Source organism: uncultured Acetatifactor sp. (genome assembly GCF_948601915.1).
Classification (GTDB): Bacteria; Bacillota; Clostridia; order Lachnospirales; family Lachnospiraceae; genus Acetatifactor.
The window spans coordinates 1-15441 of the sequence record NZ_CAPDXS010000126.1 but is presented as its reverse complement, the minus strand read 5'-3'; the positions used below and the strand labels follow the sequence as shown (position 1 = coordinate 15441).

The window sequence follows — 15441 nt, the reverse complement described above, 5'->3', positions numbered from 1 at the left end:
ATGAAAACTCAGAAATTCTAGAAATCCTAATCGGCTAGGCCGTGAATTGTAACGAGTGGGAAAAAGCCTTTGTGGAAGGCGATAAATCAGGCTTGCAAGGGATTGGCCCTGATGATATAATGAAGAAAAAGCCGGAAGTCAAGGAACTGAACAAACTGAAACAGTCCGGCATGACTGAAACAGAATACCAGGAGTATCTGAGTATTATCAGGAATCACGGCAATGAAGATATCATCAGGTTGTATAGTGAATACGCGGATAGAATTACAAAAGTGAGTCTGACGGCCCAAAGTGGGGCATATCAACCAGCATCTATTACCCTGAATTTCACATACCCCCAATATGCCGATATGGATAAATATGGCACATTGGCGCATGAATATGGGCATTTCTTTGATGACAAGGCCGAGTTTGACGGCATACACTTCAAGGAAATAGAGGCAGTAAAGAAAGCTACTGGATTGGACAGTACATTTAAAAAAGTTGTAAGTTCCAGTGATGAATTTCTTGCCGCGATGCGAAACGACAAGGTACATATCAAGAGCATCATGACAGCAGACGAAAAAGCTGACCTGATTGCGCATAATGCAAGCAGTGGGGTGCAGGATGCCATTGATGGTTTATTTACCAAGTCAAGGTTATGCTGGGGGCACGGCGAAAAATACTATAACCGCAAATATGTAGCAGTTGACTACATGGATAAGGTGCTGAAAGGCTCTCTGAAAAAGAAGCTGCAACAGGCATATAATGATTTGGGCTTGGATGCAAGCAACCAGTCAAAGGTCAAGTCTATATGCAGACAGTATGAAGCGGCATCTGAGGCATGGGCTAATATCATGAGTGCGGAAGTGTGTGGTGGTGAAAGCTTGGAGTATGTGAAAAAGTATCTTCCTAACAGCTATCAGGCAATGCTGAATATTCTGAAAGAGGTGAAGGTAAGTGAGTGAACAGTTACTGAACGCATTGAACAGATATTATGACACCTTTGACGATTCTTTCCCTATGGCGGCGATGTCGGGGGTCGGAGAGGGTGAAGTAATTGAAATGATAGACAGATGTGTCTCTGAAAAGACGGATGTGTATGATTCGGGGTATCTGTCAGGGGAGGGGACATATTAAAAATTACTGGAAACACTGCCTGAACGGCGGTGTTTTTTAGTAAGTGAGAAGAGATGGGAATGTAAGGAAAAGCGTCTGGAAACAGATGCTTTTTTCATGCCTTTTCCTGGCAGGCATAAAAGAACAGGGGAAAGGAGAGGCAATGAAGAAAGAGGAATTTGTTGCCCTGGGCATCAGCGAGGAGCTGGCGGCCAAGGCGGAGGCGGCATCCCTGAAGGAACTGGAGGGGTATGCCACAAAGGAGCAGCTAAACACAGTAAATGCCGAGAACAAGTCCCTGAAGCAGTCGGTCGCCGACCGCGACCAGCAGCTGGAGGAGCTGCGGAAGTCCAGCGGAGACAGCGCAGACCTGAAGAAGCAGATCGAGGAGCTCCAGAAGGCCAACAAGGAGGACGCGAAGAAGCATGCGGACGAGATGAAGGAGCTGCGCCTCACGAATGCCATAAAGCTCGCCGTGGCCGGGAAGGTGCATGACGAGGACATGGCCGCGGCCCTGTTCGACCGCTCGAAGCTGGTCCTGTCTGAGGACGGCAAGGTGGCGGGGCTGGAGGAGCAGCTGAAGTCCATCCGGGAGGCGAAGGGCTTCCTGTTCAAGCCCAACGCTTCCGGCCAGGGATACGACCCCGCAGGCGGCGGTGGAGGCGGGACGGTGAACCCTTTCGCAAAGGATACGTTCAACCTGACGGAGCAGGGGAGGCTGCTGCGGGAGAACCCGGCACAGGCCAGGGAGATGGCCGCTGTAGCCGGGGTGAAAATCTAAGAAGAAAGAATCAGGAAAGGAAGGTAAAAAGACATGGCAATCACAAAAATCGCGGACGTAATCGTGCCGGAGCTCTTCAATCCCTATGTCATCAACAGGACGATGGAGCTGTCCGCGCTGTTCCAGTGCGGCATCGTGACCAACAACGCGGAGTTCGACAGGCTGGCCAGCGAGGCAGCCAGGACACACAACATGCCGTTCTTCGAGGACCTGAACGGGGAATCCGAGCCTACCCTGGAAGACAAGAAGATGACCCCGGCGAAGATTGGGTCCAACAAGGACGTGTCCACCACCATCTTCCGGCAGAAGATGTGGGCATCGTCCAACCTGGCGGCAGCGCTGGCAGGCTCCGACCCGATGAAGGCCATCGGCGACCTAGTGGCGGCGTTCTGGGCGCGGGACATGCAGAAGGAGCTGATCGCGCTGCTGACGGGGGTGTTCGGGACGGTGCCCGCTTCCGAAGACGGCACCAAGGTGGCGGAGACCCGGATGCAGGACCATATCCTGGACCTGGCATCCTCGACCAAGGCGGAGGGCAAGCTGATCAGCGCGGCGGCCATCATCGACGCCTGCCAGCTCCTGGGGGACGCCCAGAGCCAGTTGACGGGGCTGGTCATGCATTCCGCCACGAAGAGCTACCTGAAGAAGAAGGAGCTGATCGAGACCCAGAGGAGCTCCAACAACGTGGAGTTCGACACCTACCAGGGGAGGCGCGTCACGGTGGACGACGGCTGTCCGGTGGACAAGGACGGCGTGTACACCACGTACCTGTTCGGCAACGGAGCGGTGGCCATGGGGAACGGCTCTCCTGTGGGGCATGTGGCCACAGAGATGGACCGCGACAAGCAGACGGGCGCGGGCATCGACTACCTGATCAACCGGAAGGCCTTCATCCTGCATCCCCGCGGGATCGCCTATACAGGGGCGGTCAGGGAGCATGTGGAGACGCCTACCCGCGAGGAGCTGGCGATGGCGGCGAACTGGAAGCCGGTGTATGAGAGCAAGCAGCTCCGCATCGTGGCGATCAGGCATAAGGTCGCCTGAGGAAAGGATATCGGATGGAAGAAGGGAACCTGACGGAAGTACGTGAGAACCTGGAGTGCATGGGCTCCTCGCTGCCAGAGGCCTTCTGCCGGATGGCCGTCAGGAGGCTGGAGGCCGTCGGATACATGCAATGGGACGCGGTCGGTCTTTGGAACCTGGCGTTCAGCATCAGGAAAGCGGAACAGGAGGTGCTGGACTACTGCCACATCGATGCGGTTCCGAAGGGCCTGTACCCCATGTTCTGCGACAGGTCATGCGGGCATTTCCTGTATGGCCTGAAGCAGTCTGGCAGGCTGGAGATTGAAGGGATTGACCTGTCCGGGATCCTCACGTCCTTGTCTGAAGGTGACGTGAAGGTGGACTTTGACAAGGGCGCATCCGACGAGGCCCGGATGGATGCCTTGCTGGGAGTGATGATGCAGTCCGGAAAGGAGCAGCTGAAATGCTATCGAAGGCTCAGGTCCTGAAGGCTCGCAGGGCCATAGAAAGGATGTATACGGGAACCTGCACGGTGACCGAGCACCAGAAGGTGAAGGGCGGGGCGTCGAAGCTCGTGACGTATGCCGACAGCGTGGTCCTGGAGGGGCAGCCCTGCAGGCTTTCCTTCAAGCAGTCGAACCCTGCGCAGCAGACGGAATCAGCGGCCAGCATCGCGCAGGTCATCAAGCTGTTCCTGGCACCTGAGGCCACGGTCAGGCCAGGGTCGAAGGTGACGGTGTCGCAGGACGGCGTCACTGCGGACTATAAATGCAGCGGCGTCCCCGCGGTCTATTCCACGCACCAGGAGATTGTCCTGGAGCTGTTTGAAAGGTGGGCATGACATGGGGAATATGGGAAGGTTTGACGTATCAGGCATGAAGGAGCTGCAGAAGGGCCTGAGCGAGCTGGACAGGCAGACGGACATGTTCCTACAGGCATGCGCGAAGGAGCTTGCGGCCCGTCTGCTGCGCATGGTGGTGAAGCGCACGCCAGTAGGCGAGTATGGAAAGAGCTATGTGACGGATGCGGACGGCAGCCATGTGAGATACAAAGCCGGGAAGAACAAAGGCAAGGTCAAGCGGGCCACCGTAAAGAAAGGCGGCACGTTGAGGCGGGGATGGACAGCCGGAGGCCCTGCAAGAGGATATGCTGATTCGCTGCCGGTCCACCATTGGGGGGACACCTATGCCATCGAAATCGTGAACCTGGTGGAGTACGCTAGCTATGTCGAGTATGGGCATAGGACAGCCAACCATAAGGGATGGGTCAGGGGGCATTTCATGATGACCATATCAGAGCAGGATCTGCAGACCATCGCCCCGCAGATCCTGGAAAAAAGGATCAGGGAGTTCCTGGGAGGTGCCATGAAGTGTTGAATACAATCATGGAAGCCATCAGCGTCGCCCTGGATGCTGAATTTGGCGACGGATACGAGATTTATATCGAGGAGATATCCCAGGACATGGGCGGCCACACTTTCTTCATCCAATGCCTGAACCCTACGGACAGGCTTTTCCTGGGGAAGAGACATTTCAGGCAGAACCAGTTCTGCATCCAATATTTCCCGTTGTCGGAAGACGACAGGAACCGGGAATGCTATGAGGTCCTGGAGCGGATGGAACTCTGTCTGGAGTACATAGACGTGGACGGGCCCATGATGGGGACGAAGATGAGCGGAAAAGTGGTGGACGGTGTCCTGAACTTCTTCGTGAACTATGACTGCTTTGTCTATAGGCGGGGAGAGGCCATCCCGATGATGGAGGAGGTCTCTTCCGAAACCCATGTGAAAGGATAGGTGATTGGATGGCGGGAAAGAAGAAGCCGTCGGAAGCGCCGCCGGAGAGCGGCAGGGAAACGGAGAACAGGTTCTCGAAGGAGCAGTTGATCGCTTCGGCACGCTTCCGGGAGAGAAGGGATGCCCTGGAGGCCCTTCTTGAGGCTGGAGAGCTCTATACAGGGGGAGCCGTGGAGGAGAAAATCGAAAGGTATATGAAAGGTAAGGTGAGATAGGGATGGCTTTAGGTGGAGGCACTTTTGTGGCACAGAACAAGGAACTGCCGGGCGCATATATGAACTTCGTCTCGAAGTCCGCTGCGACTGCGGCCCTTTCCGGAAGAGGTATCGCGACGATGGCCCTTGAACTGGACTGGGGCAGGGAAGGGGAGATCTTTGAAGTGACGAACGGGGATTTCCAGAAGAACAGCACGGAGATATTTGGCTATGAGTACACCAGCGATAAGCTGAGAGGGCTCCGGGATCTGTTCCTGAACACGCATACCCTTTATGCATACCGCCTGAATGGCGGAGGCAAGAAAGCGGGCAACAGCCTTGCGGAGGCCCGCTATTGCGGGGTGCGGGGCAATGACCTGAAGGTTGCGGTGCAGGTGAACGCTGATGACGAGACGCTCTTCGATGTCAAGACTATCTTGGGGACGGAGGCAGTGGACGAGCAGACCGTATCGCAGGCGGCGGAGCTGGCGGACAACAGGTTCCTGAAATGGAAACTGGGGATTACGCTGGAAGCGGCAGCCGCAGTCCCCCTGACAGGTGGGGAGAACGGAACGGTGAGCGGGGAGGACCATCAGGCATATCTTGACAAGGCCGAGTCCTATGCCTTCAACACTATGGGAGCCGCCGTGACGGACGATACCACGAAGTCGCTGTATGCGGCCTACAATAAGCGGCTGCGCGACGAGATGGGCGTGAAGTTCCAGCTTGTGCTCTATGATTATGCAAAGGCCGACTTCATGGGCGTCATCAGCGTGAACAACAAGGTCCTGGACGAGGGCTGGAGCGAGGCGGGCCTCGTGTACTGGGTGACGGGTGCCTCCGCAGGCTGCGCGGTCAACAAGAGCAACCAGAACAGGAAGTACGACGGAGGGTTCACCGTTGACACCCCGTATACGCAGAGCCAGCTAAAAGCTGCAATCAAGGCAGGGAAATTCACTTTCCACCTTGTAGGGACCGATGTCCGGGTGCTCGAGGATGTCAACACCATGGTGACTGTCTCCGACACTATGGGGGACATCTTCAAGGACAACCAGACAGTCCGGGTAATCGACCAGATTGGCAACGACATCGCGATGCTTTTCAACACGAAGTACCTTGGCGTCGTGCCCAATGATGCCGCAGGGCGCATCTCCCTCTGGTCCGACATCGTCAAGCACCATGAGCAGCTTCAGGAAATCAGGGCCATTGAGGACTTCTCCGATGCGGATGTGACGGTGGCACAGGGGGAGACAAAGAAATCGGTGGTCGTGGCAGACTCCGTGACCGTCGTGAATGCCATGGGCAAGCTGTACATGACCGTCACGGTGGCGTAGAAAGGGGGGAGACGAGATGAACGGCAATGTAGTGATGAAAGCGAAGGATACCGTGTTCGCAGGGCTGGCAGAGTGCTTCGTCACGATAGGGACGCGGCGATATAACTTCATGCAGGCAATCAACCTGGAAGCAAAGTTCGAGAAGAACAAGACCGAAGTGCCGATTTTGGGAAAGACGGGAAAGGGGAACAAGGCTTCCGGCTGGAAGGGCACTGGGAGCGCGACGTTCCACTACAACACATCGGTCTTCCGGCAGATGATGCTCCAGTACAAGGAGACGGGGGAAGATGTCTATTTCGAGATTCAGATCTCCAATGAGGATAGGACTTCCTCGGTGGGACGGCAGACCATGATCCTGATGGACTGCAACATCGACGGAGGCGTCCTTGCGAAGTTCGATGCGGACGGGGAGTACCTGGATGAAGATATGGATTTCACTTTTGAGGATTTCAAGATGCCGGAAGCGTTCAGGGACCTGGAGGGCTTTCTTACCAATTGATCAGGATCCAAACAGAATATAAGGAGGATGCAAGATGTCTAAGTTCAGCAAGTTCATGAAGCAAAACAAGGTGGAGAAGAAGAACGGGTTCTATGCCGCCACTAAGTCCCTCTGCGATGAAGACGGCAAACCCCTTGAATGGGAGTTGAGGCATATCACCTCGAAAGAGAATGAGAACATCCGGGATGACTGTACGGTTGAAGTGCAGGTGACCGGCAAGCCCAACCTGTTCCGGCAGAAGATCAAGTCCGGCCTGTATATCCGGCGCATGATCGCCGCTTCCGTGGTGGTGCCCGATCTGTACGATAAGGAGCTGCAGGATTCCTATGGCGTGGCGACTCCGGAGGAGCTGCTGCTGGCCATGGTCGATGATCCCGGGGAGTATAATGACCTGGCCAGCTTCGTCCAGAGGTTCCAGGGATTCAATGTATCCTTTGAGGATAAGGTGGACGAAGCAAAAAACTGATCGAGGGAGGGGATTGGGAGGCGAACTTTGCCTACTATGCCCTCCTGAAGCTGCACATATTGCCTTCTGTTTTCCTTGGACTGGACGAACCTGAGAAAGCCTTTGTGGTGGCCGCGGTCAAGTTGAAGATGAAGAATGACAGGGAAAAAGAGAAGGAGATGAAGCGGAAAGCGAAGAAAGGGAAGAAAGGACGGTGACGGCATGGGGGGCATAAGGACTGCGATCGAGCTGCAGGACAATTTCACAGGCATCCTGTACCATGTGATCGATTCCGTGAACCTGGGGCTTTCCGCAATGGAGGACTTGCAGGGTGCCATGGATTCTCCTGTCGATGGCAGCGCTTTCCAGGCGGCGCGGGATTCCATAAACCAGGCGACCATGTCCGTCCAGGAGCTGGTCGCGGCCATGGACAGGGTGGATCCCTCTGAGATAGCCCCGGCTGTGAGCTGGCAGTCCCCGGCCCTGGATGTGTTCGATGGAAGCGGGATAGGCCGGTTCCGACAGGAGGTCCAGAGCACGGACGCCATGCTTGAACGGCTGTGCGGCACCCAGGATGCCATTGCCAGGCAGGCGTACAACACGAGCATATTCCCGCCGGAAGCTTTCCAGGATCTGAACCGGATGGCGGTCAGGATCGACAGCATACGGGGGCGCATCCAGCAGATAGAGGGCAACCCGATGAACCTGGGGACGGATGCAGCAATCGCGGAGCTGGAGATGCTGAGGGGACAGTTTGGGCAGGCGCTCAGGGAGCAGCAGAACCTTAGCCGGGCCATGGACGACATGGACGTCCAGGCGGCGAACGAGTCCTATCTGAGGCTCAACCAGGTCATAGGGGATACGGAGAGACATATCCGGGACAATGTGGACGAGCAGGGGCGCCTGAACCAGGAGATTGAGGCGGGCACGGACAGGGCGAATGGGCTGATGGGGGCCATCAGGGGAGCGGTGGCTGCCTATGCCACGCTCCATACCCTTTCGAACGCAATGGGCCTGTCTGACCAGTTGGTCTCCACCACGGCACGCCTGGACATGATGAACGATGGGCTACAGACCACGCAGGAGCTGCAGGACATGATATTCCTTTCCGCGGAACGGGCGAGGGGCAGCTATCAGGCGACGGCGGATGCGGTCTCGAAGCTGGGGCTCATGGCCGGGGACGCTTTCAGCAGCTCGGAAGAGACCATAGCATTCATGGAGCAGGTGAACAAGCAGTTCCGGATTGCCGGGACGGAGGCGGCGGGCATCGATGCGGCCATGCTGCAGCTTACTCAGGCCATGGGCTCCGGTGTCCTCCGCGGGGAGGAGTACAACAGCATCCTGGAGCAGGCACCGAACATCATACAGGCGATCGCGGACTACCTGGAAGTGCCGAAAGGGGAGCTGAAGGACATGGCGGCGGAAGGGATGATTACCGCCGACATCGTCAAGGCGGCCATGTTTGCCACGGCAGATGAGACCAATGCGAAGTTCGAAAGCATGCCGATGACATTCGAGCAGATATGGACATCCTTTGAGAACCATGCCCTGATGGCCTTCCAGCCTGTGCTTGAACGGATGAACGAGATAGGGAACAGCGAGGCATTTCAGGGCATCGTGGACAACGCCATCACGGCGCTGTCGGTGGTGGCGGGGCTTGCGTTGGAAGTCTTCGACCTGCTCATCGCCGGGGCGCAGCTCCTGGCAGACAACTGGTCCTGGCTGTCGCCCATCATCTACGGCGTGGCGGGGGCCCTGGCAGTATACGGTGCCTACCTTGCCATCACGAAAGGTTTGGAGCTCGGCTCCGCAGCGGCCAAGGGTGTCATGGCGGTATGGGAAGGCATCCACGCCGCTGCTATTTGGGCGACGACGGGAGCGACGTGGGCAGAGGTGACGGCCCAGAACGGGCTCAATGCCGCGATGTACGCTTGCCCTATTGTCTGGGTAATCGTCCTGATTATTGCCCTGATTGCCTTGTTCTATGCCGCGGTGGCAGCAGTCAATAAATTTGCCGGAACTTCCGTCTCCGCAACAGGGACTATCTGTGGCGTGTTCATGGTGGCGGCTGCTTTCATCGGGAACCTCTTTGTCGCGCTGATTAACTTTGTGATTGACATTTTCGCGGTGCTCTGGAACTTCATAGCCGCGTTTGCGAACTTTTTCGGGAATGTGTTCACGGATCCGATTGGTTCCATCGCGAGGCTTTTCTTCGATTTGGTCGATTGCATCCTTGGCCTGCTGGAATCATTGGCATCCGCTATCGATGCGATTTTTGGCTCGAACCTTGCGGGAGCAGTCTCCGGATGGCGGGACTCCCTGGGAGGCTGGGTCGATGAGACTTTCGGCCAGGGCGAGGAGATTATGGCGAAGATGGATGCCTCCAGTCTGCACTTAGGCCGGTTCGAGTATAAAGGGGCATGGGACGCAGGGTACTCCTTCGGCAAAGGAATCGATGAGAGCATAGCGGAATTCGACCCGGCCTCCCTGTTCGACACCAATATCCCAGATGCAGGCAGCTACGCGGATCTGAGCGGCTATGGCGCTGGGATGGAAGGGATTGGGAGCGGCGTCGAGGACATCGCGGGGAACACTGGTGCCATGGCTGATTCCATGGAGATAACCGGGGAGGAGCTGAAGTATCTCCGGGACATCGCGGAGCAGGAAGCTGTCAACCGGTTCACCACCGCCGAGGTCAAGATAGAGCAGACGAACCACAACACGATAAAGAACGGCATGGATCTGGATGGCGTCATGTCCGGCATGACCGACATGATGAACGAAGCCATCGACATTTCAACGGAAGGGGTGCATAGCTGATGGCCCAGAGCGGATATGATTTCTATTTGGGGAGGTGTCTGCTGCCCATAGCGCCCCCGAAGCTGACGGTGAAGATCAACAATGCGAACGAGACGGCCACCCTGATAAACGAGGGGGAGATAAACATCCTGAGGCAGGCGGGGCTGACCGACATCGAGTTCGAGTGCAGGATACCACAGGAAAAGTATCCCTTCGCCGTCTACAAGTCCGGATTCAAGGGGGCCGATTACTTCCTGGACTGCTTTGAGGCGCTGAAGACGGACAGGAAGCCTTTCCAGTTCATCGTATGCAGGAAGCGTCCAACCGGGAAGCAGCTTTTCGATACGAACATCAAGGTGTCCATGGAGGACTACAGAATCGAGGAGGATGCAGAGGAAGGGTTCGACGTGCTGGTGAAGATAAAGCTGAAGCAATGGCGTGACTACGGGACGAAGACGGTGAACATCGCCTTCAACATGCAGAAACCAAAGGCCAGCGTGGAGCCGCAGAGGGAGGCGTCCAACTCGCCCGCCCCGGCGACAGCCCAGACCTATACGGTCGTAAGCGGGGACTGCCTCTGGAACATCGCAAAGAAGTTCTATGGCAACGGCGGCAAGTACACGGTAATCTATAATGCCAACAGGAGCGTGATCGGGGGGAACCCGAACCTGATCTATCCGAAGCAGGTACTGACGATTCCGGCGGTTTAACAAGGAGGTGCATATGGGCATTGAACTGCTGATCGGGAACGAGCTTGGGACTAAGGCGTATCTTCCTGCAGTAGAGGAAGGGATTGAATGGACGACGGAAAGGAAGGGGGCTCCCGGAAAACTCTCTTTTAAGGTGTTAAGGGATGACGTGCTGGACTTTTCGGAAGGGAGCGCGGTGAGGATGAAGGAGAATGGCGAAGAAGTGTTCTTCGGCTTTGTGTTCAAGCAGCAGAGGTCGAAGGAACAGCTCATCTCCGTCACCGCCTATGACCAGCTACGGTATCTGAAGAACAAGGACACCATAGTGTATGAGAACAAGACCGCAGACCAGTTCCTGCGGATGCTGGCCGCGGATTATGGGCTGAATACTGGGGTATTGGAAAATACAGGGTACATAATCGAATCCAGGGTGGAGGAGAACTCGTCCCTCTTTGACATGATACAGAACGCCCTTGACCTGACCCTGACGAATACCGGGGAGATGTTCGTGCTGTACGACGATTTCGGCAGGCTGGACCTGAGGCATCTGTCCTCCATGGCGGTGGGGAGGCAGGGAGCCTATCTGATGGTGGATGAGGAGACCTGCGAGACGTTCGATTACGTCTCATCCATCGATGACAATACCTTCAACAAGGTGAAGCTGACCTATGACAATGAGGAGACCGGGTTCAGGGAGGTCTATATCGCGCAGGATTCCGGGAACATCAACAGATGGGGGATACTGCAGTATTTCGATACCCTGAAGAAGGGGGAGAACGGTCAGGCGAAGGTAGATGCCCTGCTGAAGCTGTACAACAAGAAGACCCGCAACCTGAAGCTCACCAATGTGCTGGGCGACAACCGGGTGAGGGCTGGCAGCATGATCGTAGTGAACCTCGATTTGGGGGACATGAAGCTGAAGAACTTCATGCTGGTGGAGAGCTGCAGGCATACATATAAGGAAAGCATGCACTGGATGGACCTGACGCTTAGGGGAGGTGAGTTCGTTGGCTGACGCGAACGGTTTGGTGGAGGCCATGAAGAGGGCGGCACGGGACGAAAGGGAATCGTCTAAGCCGGTAAACGTGTATTTCGGGGAGGTGGTCTCGAAGTCCCCGCTAAAGATAAATGTGGAGCAGAAGATGGTGCTGGGGGAGCAGCAGCTTGTCCTGGCAAGGAACGTGACAGACTATATGACGACGGTCACTGTGCAATGGACGACAGGGGAAGGGGTCCTTCCTTCTGACGGGGAGACCGCCGTCCCGCCCCCGCATGTCCATGGAATCGTGGGGACACAGAACTTCATGATGCATAATGCGCTTGAGGCCGGCGACCAGGTGATACTGCTCCGGCAGCAGGAGGGCCAGAAGTTCATCGTGGTCGATCGGATAGGAGGCAAGGGATGATTCCATCAACAGTCGGCTTTTTGGACAAGGACTTCGAGATTGAGGAGCAGCCGAGCCTCACTTATGGGATGCAGGTGGACGGGAACCGCATCCGCGGATATACGGACGGGCTGGAGGCGGTAAGGCAGGCAATCCTCAAGATTATCATGACGGAGCGCTACCAGTATGTCATGTATAGCTGGAACTATGGGATTGAGCTCATGGATCTCTTTGGCGAGCCGTTGACATATGTATGCCCGGAACTGAAGCGCCGTATTTCGGAAGCGCTGCTCTGGGACGACAGGATCCAGAGCGTGGACGGCTTTGCGTTCGACTTCCCCCGGAAGGGCATCGTGCATGTGGCGTTCACGGCGCATACCGTCTTTGGGGAGGTGCAGGCGGACAGGGAGGTGGATTTCTGATGTATGAGGATACTACATATGAAGCGATTCTACAGAGGATGCTGGCCCGCGTGCCGGATCGGTTCGATAAGCGGGAGGGCTCGGTAATCTGGGACACCCATTCGCCTACGGCCATAGAGCTGCAGATACTGTACATCGAGCTGGACTCTGTTCTAAGGGAGGCATACGGAGATACGGCCTCCAGGGAGTTCCTGATCCTGCGCTGTAGGGAAAGGGGGATACATCCCCGTGAAGCGACAAAGGCGGTACTGAAGGGCGTGTTCGTTCCAGGGTCCATTGATGTGGCCGGGCAGCGGTTCAACATTGGCGATATGAATTATGTCGTAAGAGGGAAGATTGCCGATGGGGAATACCAGGTCGAGTGTGAGACGGCCGGGAAGGCCGGGAACCAGTTTTTCGGCGCGATGATACCCATGGAATATATAAAAGGGCTGCAGAGCGCTGAACTGACAGGGATCCTGATTCCGGGCGAGGATGAAGAGGGGACGGAGGAGCTGCGGCAGAGGTATTTCTCTTCCTTCCGCGAGAATGCCTTTGGTGGGAACCGGGCCGACTATCTGGAAAAGACGAATGCCATCCCAGGAGTCGGCAGGACGAAGGTGACAAGGGTATGGAACAGCGATGTCTCTCCGGCCGACATGATTCCGAAAGAGGGAGTCGAGACATGGTACGACGGAATCAAGGGGACGCTGAGCGGGGATGTCCGGCATTGGCTGGATTCCGTTTTCCAGGCCGCAAAGCAGAAGAAGCTTACGATAGGAGGGACGGTGCTCCTGACGATCATCGATTCAGAATTCGGGCCTGCTTCTGAAACGCTTGTCGAGGCGGTCCAGGCTGCCATCGATCCGGAAGTGAATGCGGGGGAGGGGTTCGGGCTCGCGCCTATCGGCCATGTGGTGAGGGTGGAGAGCGCGGCTGCGAGAACAGTGGATATCAGGACGGACATCACTTTCGAGCCCGGCTATGGGTGGGGGAGCCTCCAGGCCCCGATTGAAGACGCCATCGCTGCCTATCTTCTGGAGCTCAGGAAAGGATGGGCGGAGGCTTCCAGCCTGGTTGTGAGGATAAGCCAGATCGACAACCGGATTCTGAACGTCCCCGGTATCATCGATGTCCAGGAGACTTTGGTCAACGGTGCAAGGGGTAACCTGGAATTGGGGGAATATGAAATCCCGGTGCTTGGAGGTGTAAGCGGATGATAAGGGAGGTCAATCTTGTTTCCTACCTTCCGCCATTCATAGCGGATTATAAGGAGATTAATATCGCCCTGACGGCGGAGAATCCGGAGTTTGCGCTTGTATGGCAGGCGGCGGACCGGGCCTTGAAGAACGAATTCATCGTCACGGCTGACGAATGGGGGATATCACGCTTCGAGGGTATGCTGGGCATCATGCCATATGAAAGGGACACGATTGAGATGCGCAGGACAAGGCTCCTGAGCAGATGGTACAATGAGTCCCCATATACCATAAGGATGCTTGCCGCGAAGCTGGAGCAGCTGCTCGGCGGAAGGCACAATTTCTCCTTGCATCCTGGCTTCGAGGATGGGTATGGCCTTCTGGTGGTGGTATACTCCACGGACGACAGCCAGGTAGAGGAGTTGAAGTACCTGTTGGCGACGATGGTGCCGATGAACATAGTAGTTGACATTGTATATGAGCCTGTGACCTCCGGCCTGACGGTATATGGCGGCGGGCTCATGGAACAGGCGGACATATTGGAGATGAAGCAGAGATAGGAGGGACGGAAAATGGCATGGAACGGATTGGCGCTGACCGTGGATGGGCAGAACGCTTTGAATGCGGCACAGCTTGCGAACAGCATGGAAATAAGATCGGTCGTGGTTGGTGATGGGCGGCCTCCCGCCAATTTCCGGACGCTGAAAGGGCTCGTACACCAGCTGTACGAGATTACGGATTTAAGGATAGATATGGCCGAAGATGGGAAGTGCACGATAACAGTGGACATACCAAAGGTAGGATATGATTACTATTTTCGTGAGATAGGGATTATCGTCATGACCAATGAGGGCGAGAAACTGTATGTATATGACAACTGCGGGGATGATGCGCAGTACATAGTCAGCACCACGGGAGTGGAGGCAACGAGGAAGAGAATCCGACTGACGCTCAACATTTCCGATGTGGCAGAGATAGCGGTCACGAATCCGAGTATCTTATATGTGGCGTATGATGACTTTGAGGAGACCAAGGAGCGACTGGAAAGAGGAATAAAGAGCAATGCGGAGAATCTGGATGGCCATATCGAAGATTATAATAATCCGCATAAGGTTACGCCAGAGCAGCTAGGCCTTGACTCCACATCCGACATGGATAAGCCGGTGTCCATAGCGCAGCAGGCGGCGCTGGATGAACTATATCAGCAACTGGCAGCTTACACCAACCAAAAGATTGCGGGCTTGATAAACGGAGCCCCAGAATCTTTGGACACGTTGAAGGAAGTGGCGGATGCGATTGCCGCGCATAAGACCATCATGGACGCGCTGGATGCGGCGATTGGCAAAAAGGCATCTGCGGCAGAGTTTGACAGCCATACAAAGGATACCACGAAGCACGTAACGCCTACTGAGAGGACAAATTGGAATGACGCAAATACCAAAAAGCATACCCATGGCAATAAATCCGTGTTGGATGGAATCACTAGTACCCTAATCAGTGGGTGGAGCGCCAAAATGGAAAAGACTGGGGACTCTGCAAATAATACTGTTACCTTTTCCAGCGGAGACGCCACAAATCCGACAGGATGGGCGGACATCGGAGTCGTGGCATCTGGGGAAAAGCATAGCAGCCTAATGCGGAAGTTCTCCCTCGCTGTAAAGAACTTGCGGTATCTGTGGAAGCTGCTGGGAGGCACAAGTCTTGCAGGGATTGGGGATGGGACTGTGACTGGAGCGATTAATGCGCTAAACACGGGAATAAGGGTCGATTTGACCCTTATCAACGGTTTTACTGGCTCC

General features: G+C 55.7%; 19 protein-coding genes and 1 pseudogene. All 20 read left to right on the top strand.

Going from position 1 to position 15441, the window contains the following annotated elements; genetic code table 11:
- Positions 1-71: 71 nt before the first annotated feature.
- Positions 72-947, top strand: a complete 876-nt coding sequence (locus Q2B33_RS18445; protein WP_300573902.1) for a hypothetical protein — start codon at positions 72-74, stop codon at positions 945-947.
- The gene (locus Q2B33_RS18440) at positions 940-1119 is read left to right on the top strand and encodes a hypothetical protein (protein ID WP_300573899.1); all 180 of its coding nucleotides are present in this window, start codon (positions 940-942) and stop codon (positions 1117-1119) included. Before Q2B33_RS18445 ends, Q2B33_RS18440 begins: the two co-directional genes overlap by 8 nt.
- 142 nt (positions 1120-1261) lie before the next feature.
- The gene (locus Q2B33_RS18435) at positions 1262-1879 is read left to right on the top strand and encodes a phage scaffolding protein (RefSeq protein WP_300573896.1); all 618 of its coding nucleotides are present in this window, start codon (positions 1262-1264) and stop codon (positions 1877-1879) included.
- A gap of 33 nt (positions 1880-1912) precedes the next feature.
- Entirely contained in the window at positions 1913-2923 is a 1011-nt protein-coding gene (locus tag Q2B33_RS18430) for a major capsid protein (protein ID WP_300573893.1), read from the top strand.
- Positions 2924-2937: 14 nt separating this feature from the next.
- Positions 2938-3390 (top strand): hypothetical protein, encoded by a 453-nt coding sequence (locus Q2B33_RS18425; protein ID WP_300573890.1) that lies wholly within the window; start codon positions 2938-2940, stop codon positions 3388-3390.
- The gene (locus Q2B33_RS18420) at positions 3366-3743 is read left to right on the top strand and encodes a hypothetical protein (RefSeq protein ID WP_300573888.1); all 378 of its coding nucleotides are present in this window, start codon (positions 3366-3368) and stop codon (positions 3741-3743) included. The genes Q2B33_RS18425 and Q2B33_RS18420 overlap by 25 nt, the downstream gene beginning before the upstream one ends.
- 1 nt (position 3744) lies before the next feature.
- Positions 3745-4278 carry an HK97 gp10 family phage protein gene (locus Q2B33_RS18415; RefSeq protein WP_300573886.1) on the top strand — a complete coding sequence of 178 codons (534 nt, stop codon included), beginning with the start codon at positions 3745-3747 and terminating at the stop codon, positions 4276-4278.
- Complete coding sequence (locus Q2B33_RS18410; RefSeq protein WP_300573884.1) at positions 4272-4697, top strand: DUF6838 family protein; 426 nt, start codon at positions 4272-4274, stop codon at positions 4695-4697. Before Q2B33_RS18415 ends, Q2B33_RS18410 begins: the two co-directional genes overlap by 7 nt.
- A gap of 8 nt (positions 4698-4705) precedes the next feature.
- Positions 4706-4912: a hypothetical protein gene (locus tag Q2B33_RS18405; RefSeq protein ID WP_300573882.1), complete on the top strand. Its 207-nt coding sequence runs from the start codon at positions 4706-4708 to the stop codon at positions 4910-4912.
- Between the two features lie 2 nt (positions 4913-4914).
- Complete coding sequence (locus Q2B33_RS18400) at positions 4915-6225, top strand: phage tail sheath family protein (RefSeq protein WP_300573880.1); 1311 nt, start codon at positions 4915-4917, stop codon at positions 6223-6225.
- A 16-nt stretch (positions 6226-6241) separates the two neighbouring features.
- A complete protein-coding gene (locus tag Q2B33_RS18395) occupies positions 6242-6724 on the top strand; it encodes a phage tail tube protein (RefSeq protein ID WP_300573877.1) in 483 nt (160 codons plus the stop codon).
- 34 nt (positions 6725-6758) lie between these two features.
- Positions 6759-7190, top strand: coding sequence for a hypothetical protein (locus Q2B33_RS18390; RefSeq protein ID WP_300573874.1), 432 nt, complete (start codon positions 6759-6761; stop codon positions 7188-7190).
- Positions 7191-7391: 201 nt separating this feature from the next.
- Positions 7392-9989 carry a tape measure protein gene (locus Q2B33_RS18385; protein ID WP_300784280.1) on the top strand — a complete coding sequence of 866 codons (2598 nt, stop codon included), beginning with the start codon at positions 7392-7394 and terminating at the stop codon, positions 9987-9989.
- A complete protein-coding gene (locus tag Q2B33_RS18380; protein WP_300571630.1) occupies positions 9989-10678 on the top strand; it encodes a LysM peptidoglycan-binding domain-containing protein in 690 nt (229 codons plus the stop codon). The genes Q2B33_RS18385 and Q2B33_RS18380 overlap by 1 nt, the downstream gene beginning before the upstream one ends.
- A 13-nt stretch (positions 10679-10691) precedes the next feature.
- Positions 10692-11672: a hydrolase gene (locus tag Q2B33_RS18375; RefSeq protein ID WP_300571627.1), complete on the top strand. Its 981-nt coding sequence runs from the start codon at positions 10692-10694 to the stop codon at positions 11670-11672.
- Positions 11656-12063 carry a DUF2577 domain-containing protein gene (locus Q2B33_RS18370; protein ID WP_300571625.1) on the top strand — a complete coding sequence of 136 codons (408 nt, stop codon included), beginning with the start codon at positions 11656-11658 and terminating at the stop codon, positions 12061-12063. Before Q2B33_RS18375 ends, Q2B33_RS18370 begins: the two co-directional genes overlap by 17 nt.
- Entirely contained in the window at positions 12060-12464 is a 405-nt protein-coding gene (locus Q2B33_RS18365; RefSeq protein ID WP_300571623.1) for a DUF2634 domain-containing protein, read from the top strand. The genes Q2B33_RS18370 and Q2B33_RS18365 overlap by 4 nt, the downstream gene beginning before the upstream one ends.
- Entirely contained in the window at positions 12464-13663 is a 1200-nt protein-coding gene (locus Q2B33_RS18360) for a baseplate J/gp47 family protein (protein ID WP_300571621.1), read from the top strand. Before Q2B33_RS18365 ends, Q2B33_RS18360 begins: the two co-directional genes overlap by 1 nt.
- Positions 13660-14202 carry a putative phage tail protein gene (locus tag Q2B33_RS18355; RefSeq protein ID WP_300571619.1) on the top strand — a complete coding sequence of 181 codons (543 nt, stop codon included), beginning with the start codon at positions 13660-13662 and terminating at the stop codon, positions 14200-14202. Before Q2B33_RS18360 ends, Q2B33_RS18355 begins: the two co-directional genes overlap by 4 nt.
- A gap of 12 nt (positions 14203-14214) precedes the next feature.
- A pseudogene (locus Q2B33_RS18350) lies at positions 14215-15441 on the top strand (hypothetical protein); the annotation flags it as partial.

Bases quoted from the DNA above. Each gene is read 5' to 3' on its own strand.
- Q2B33_RS18435 (WP_300573896.1), top strand. From the start codon at position 1,262: ATGAAGAAAGAGGAATTTGTTGCCCTGGGCATCAGCGAGGAGCTGGCG.
- Q2B33_RS18430 (WP_300573893.1), top strand. From the start codon at position 1,913: ATGGCAATCACAAAAATCGCGGACGTAATCGTGCCGGAGCTCTTCAAT.
- Q2B33_RS18425 (WP_300573890.1), top strand. From the start codon at position 2,938: ATGGAAGAAGGGAACCTGACGGAAGTACGTGAGAACCTGGAGTGCATG.
- Q2B33_RS18420 (WP_300573888.1), top strand. From the start codon at position 3,366: ATGCTATCGAAGGCTCAGGTCCTGAAGGCTCGCAGGGCCATAGAAAGG.
- Q2B33_RS18415 (WP_300573886.1), top strand. From the start codon at position 3,745: ATGGGGAATATGGGAAGGTTTGACGTATCAGGCATGAAGGAGCTGCAG.
- Q2B33_RS18405 (WP_300573882.1), top strand. From the start codon at position 4,706: ATGGCGGGAAAGAAGAAGCCGTCGGAAGCGCCGCCGGAGAGCGGCAGG.
- Q2B33_RS18400 (WP_300573880.1), top strand. From the start codon at position 4,915: ATGGCTTTAGGTGGAGGCACTTTTGTGGCACAGAACAAGGAACTGCCG.
- Q2B33_RS18395 (WP_300573877.1), top strand. From the start codon at position 6,242: ATGAACGGCAATGTAGTGATGAAAGCGAAGGATACCGTGTTCGCAGGG.
- Q2B33_RS18390 (WP_300573874.1), top strand. From the start codon at position 6,759: ATGTCTAAGTTCAGCAAGTTCATGAAGCAAAACAAGGTGGAGAAGAAG.
- Q2B33_RS18385 (WP_300784280.1), top strand. From the start codon at position 7,392: ATGGGGGGCATAAGGACTGCGATCGAGCTGCAGGACAATTTCACAGGC.
- Q2B33_RS18380 (WP_300571630.1), top strand. From the start codon at position 9,989: ATGGCCCAGAGCGGATATGATTTCTATTTGGGGAGGTGTCTGCTGCCC.
- Q2B33_RS18375 (WP_300571627.1), top strand. From the start codon at position 10,692: ATGGGCATTGAACTGCTGATCGGGAACGAGCTTGGGACTAAGGCGTAT.
- Q2B33_RS18365 (WP_300571623.1), top strand. From the start codon at position 12,060: ATGATTCCATCAACAGTCGGCTTTTTGGACAAGGACTTCGAGATTGAG.
- Q2B33_RS18360 (WP_300571621.1), top strand. From the start codon at position 12,464: ATGTATGAGGATACTACATATGAAGCGATTCTACAGAGGATGCTGGCC.
- Q2B33_RS18355 (WP_300571619.1), top strand. From the start codon at position 13,660: ATGATAAGGGAGGTCAATCTTGTTTCCTACCTTCCGCCATTCATAGCG.